5 protein-coding genes are annotated in these 3663 nt (G+C 72.5%); 2 read left to right on the plus strand and 3 right to left on the minus strand.

What is annotated here, in order from left to right; all coding sequences use genetic code 11:
• The coding region (locus CCL05_RS40915) for a CbiX/SirB N-terminal domain-containing protein (RefSeq protein ID WP_425275983.1) at window positions 1-195 on the minus strand (195 nt) is incomplete at its 3' end.
• Window positions 196-401: 206 nt separating this feature from the next.
• Between CCL05_RS40915 and CCL05_RS40920 the strand changes: the two genes are divergently transcribed.
• The gene (locus tag CCL05_RS40920) at window positions 402-1091 is read left to right on the plus strand and encodes a SanA/YdcF family protein (RefSeq protein ID WP_086565640.1); all 690 of its coding nucleotides are present in this window, start codon (window positions 402-404) and stop codon (window positions 1089-1091) included.
• A gap of 168 nt (window positions 1092-1259) precedes the next feature.
• Window positions 1260-1562, plus strand: coding sequence for a hypothetical protein (locus CCL05_RS40925; protein ID WP_086565641.1), 303 nt, complete (start codon window positions 1260-1262; stop codon window positions 1560-1562).
• Between the two features lie 93 nt (window positions 1563-1655).
• Here the strand turns inward: CCL05_RS40925 and CCL05_RS40930 are convergent, their stop codons facing one another.
• Window positions 1656-2423, minus strand: a complete 768-nt coding sequence (locus tag CCL05_RS40930; RefSeq protein ID WP_086565642.1) for an enoyl-CoA hydratase-related protein — start codon at window positions 2421-2423, stop codon at window positions 1656-1658.
• A gap of 21 nt (window positions 2424-2444) precedes the next feature.
• On the minus strand, window positions 2445-3663 hold a 1219-nt coding region (locus CCL05_RS40935), incomplete at its 5' end, for a ferredoxin reductase domain-containing protein (RefSeq protein WP_244204578.1).

A 3663-nucleotide genomic window follows, 5' to 3' on the forward strand; every position in this document is an offset into this window, starting at 1 on the left:
GGCGTTCAGTTCGATGTGCCCGAGGTGCACCGGCACGTCGGGGCGCAGCGCGCGGACGCGGTCCAGGAGCGCGCGTACGGTGCTCAGCGCACGGGGGTCGCGGCTGCCGTGCGCAACGACCACGAGGGCGGGCGGGGCCGGGCGGCGCGTGGCGGGCGGCGGGACGAGGCTGAGCTGGCTGGGCATGCCACCGATGGTCGCCGCCGCACGTTGCCTTCCCGTTGCGTGGGCGTCACGGGTGTTTTCCAGCGGTTCACGATGTGGGACGGGTGGAGTGTGAGGCGGCTTGACCTGGGGGTTCCGTGTAACGCGTGAAGCTGATCACGCGAAGGCGGATGAACCGGGCGGTCCGTGCGGACGTCCCTGACTGTCGAGGGGCCGGCCTGGGGAGGGACCGTTCGATGCGTGCTGTGACGTTCCGCAGACCGCGGCTGCCGCGTACCCGGCGGGGGCAGCGGCGGCTGGTGCAGGCGGTGATGGCCGGGTGCGTGCTCGCGCTGCTGCCGGCGACCTGGATGTATGCGGCCACGGGTGACCGGCTGCGGACGGCGGCGGACGTGCCGCGGACCGATGTGGCCGTGGTGTTCGGTGCCGGGCTGTGGGACGGGGAGCCGTCGCCCTACCTCGCGCACCGGCTGGACGCGGCGGCCGGGCTGTACCGGGAGGGCCGTATCAAGGTCGTGCTGGTCACCGGGGACAACAGCCGTGAGGACTATGACGAGCCCGACGCCATGCGCGCCTACCTGACCCGGCACGGCGTGCCGGACGGGCGGATCGTCAGCGACTATGCGGGGTTCGACACCTGGGACTCGTGCGTGCGCGCGAAGACGATCTTCGGGGTCGACCGGGCGGTGCTGATCAGCCAGGGCTTCCACATCCGTCGGGCGGTGGCGCTGTGTCAGGCGGCGGGTGTCACGTCGTACGGCGTCGGCGTGGACGCCAAGCATGACGTCACCTGGTACTACGGCGGCACCCGGGAGATCTTCGCGGCGGGAAAGGCGGCGCTGGACGCGGTGTTCCGGCCGGATCCGCGGTTCCTGGGGCCGAAGGAGCCGGGCGTGGAGCGGGCGCTGGCGGCAGCGGCCGGGTGACGTGGCGCAGGTGCCGCGCTCTCGCACGCCGGGCTTGACGCGCTCACTTCACCCTGCGGTGTGAAGAACAGCCCGGATGCTCTCCGCAGTCACTCGATCACGGATAGTGTCCAGGGCGTGCGGTGGCGGATCGGGCCGCCCGCCGGACCTTGGGGGAAAGGACACCTGATGACTGGACTTCGCTCCGCGTTCGTCACGGCGGTGGCGGCGGCGCTGTTCGCCGTCCCGGCGGCCATGGGGACCGCCTCGGCCGCACCCGCGGACGAGGCGCGGGTGAGGGAGCCGGGCTGCGCCAAGCTCGCCGGCTCCGGCAACGGGTGGGCGAACATCTACAACGCGTGCGGGCACACCATCTCCGCCAGTGTCGAAGTGGACGGGTGGGACCCGGACTGCATCCAGATCTCCGCCTACGCGACCGAGACCATCGGCCTGGAGGCGGGTGACGAGCCGTACTACGCGTACGAGTGCTGACCCGGGAGGCTGAGCGCAGCCCGTGAACGGGCCGGGGACGGGAGTGGCGGCCGGCACTCCCGTCCCCGGGGGGGTCCGCGAGGTTCGCGCCCCTCACCGGCCGCCGAACACCGGCGCCCGCTTCTCCAGGAACGCGCTCATTCCCTCCTTCTGGTCCTGCGTCGCGAACAGGGCGTGGAACACCCGCCGTTCGAAGCGGAGGCCGTCCCGCAGGCCCGTCTCCAGGGCCCGGTCGACGCACTCGCGGGCCGCCCTGACCGCCGTACGGCCGTACGAGGCGATGGCCGCCGCCGCTTCCAGCGCCTCGGCGAGGACCCGGTCGTCGGGGACCACGCGGGAGACCAAGCCGCAGCGCTCGGCCTCCCGGGCGTCCATCGTGCGGCCGGTGAGCACCAGGTCCAGGGCCTTGGCCCGGCCCACGAGCCGGGTCAGCCGCTGGGTGCCGCCGATGCCGGGGATCACGCCCAGCCTGATCTCGGGCTGGCCGAAGAGGGCCGACTCCCCCGCGACGACCAGGTCGCACATCATGGCCAGTTCGCAGCCGCCGCCGAGCGCATAGCCGGACACGGCGGCGATCTTCGGGGTGCGCAGGTCGGCGAAGTCCTCCCAGGCCGCGAAGTAGTCCTCGGACATCATGTCGACGGCCGACCTGCCCGCCATCTCCCTGATGTCCGCGCCGGCCGCGAAGACCTTCTCCGAGCCGGTGACGACGAAGCAGCCGACCTCCGGGTCGTCGTCCAGCGGGCCGAGGACGCCGAGGAGTTCGGCGAGCAGCTCGGAGCTGAGCGCGTTCAGGGCGTGCGGGCGGTGCAGGCGGACGGTCACCACGCGGCCGTCCCGTTCGATTTTCAGGTGGTTCATCTTCCCTCCCTGGAAGGTGGGTTACGAGTCCCAGATCGCGCCGTACGCCGGTATGCCGCGCCGTTCCAGGCCGTGCACCACCTGCCAGGTCAGCCGCTTGTTGGAGATGCAGATGACCGCCTCCGCGCCGAAGTCGCGGTACGCGGCGTGGGCGAGCCGCACCATGTCGGGCTTGCCGTGCCGGGAGGTGTCCCAGACCAGGGCGTGCGGCTGGACGGCGAGGATCTCGTCGACGAGGGCGTCGCCGTAGGTGGCGCGGGGGTCGCGGGTCGCCCAGACCAGGCGCGAGGGGACCTCGGCGGCGAGCAGATGGGGCAGGCAGGGGCCGATGCCGCTGCCGGTCGCGACGTAGACGACCTTGCTGAACAGGACCTCGATGTTGGCGACTCCGGCGGTGGTGATGCCCTTCACCCACACGCGCGAGGGCAGGTCGTCGATGAAGGAGCCGGTCCAGTCACCGGCGCGGGAGATGGTGAGCCGGAAGCCGGAGCGGCCGGGGGCGGGGACGTTGGCGAAGGAGTGCCACTCGGTCAGCGGGCTGCGGCTGATCGCGGTCGAGGAACCGGCGAAGGGGGTCTCGCCGTAGTCGAAGCGGGCCAGCGCCACGTGCCGGGAGGGGCGTTCGGTGCGGACGTCCACCTTGCGCAGCCGCAGCCAGGGCAGGGCCACGCTGAACGTGACGACGGCGAGGACCGCGAGCGGCACGGGTCCCTGGCCGGAGAGCAGGGTGTGGGTCCACAGGAGCGCGAGGGCGCTCCAGCCGCCGAAGCGGTGGATCTTCTCGAAGTGGTCGTGCCGGCGGGAGCGGAAGGGCGGCAGCGCGGTGGCGACGATCAGGGCGAGGAGGGCCACCAGGGTCCAGCTCAGCGCGATCAGCGGCAGGTCCGTTCCGGCGCGGGTCACCGCGACCGTCAGGGCCAGGAACCAGACCGACGCGGCCAGCGCCCCGCCCACGTGCAGCCCGCCGAAGTGGTACACCTTCCCGAACGTCCAGCGGATCTTCAGCGGCCAGCTCACCGGGGCCGAAGTCGCCAGCCGGAACAGGAGGTTGATGACGTACTGCTGGCGCACCAGGACGGCGAGGGCGAGGTTGGCGAGGGCGGCGTGCCCGAGGGTGGGCGTGGCCAGGGGGCGGGCGGCCCACAGGAACGCCGCGTTGGCCAGGAGGACCAGGGCCGCGAGGCGGTTGTAGTGCATCAGGCGGGGGTGCTTGAGCAGGCGGCGGGGGGCGGACAGGAGC

The sequence above is a fragment of the Streptomyces africanus genome (genome assembly GCF_002150735.1).
Taxonomy (GTDB): Bacteria; Actinomycetota; Actinomycetes; order Streptomycetales; family Streptomycetaceae; genus Streptomyces; species Streptomyces africanus.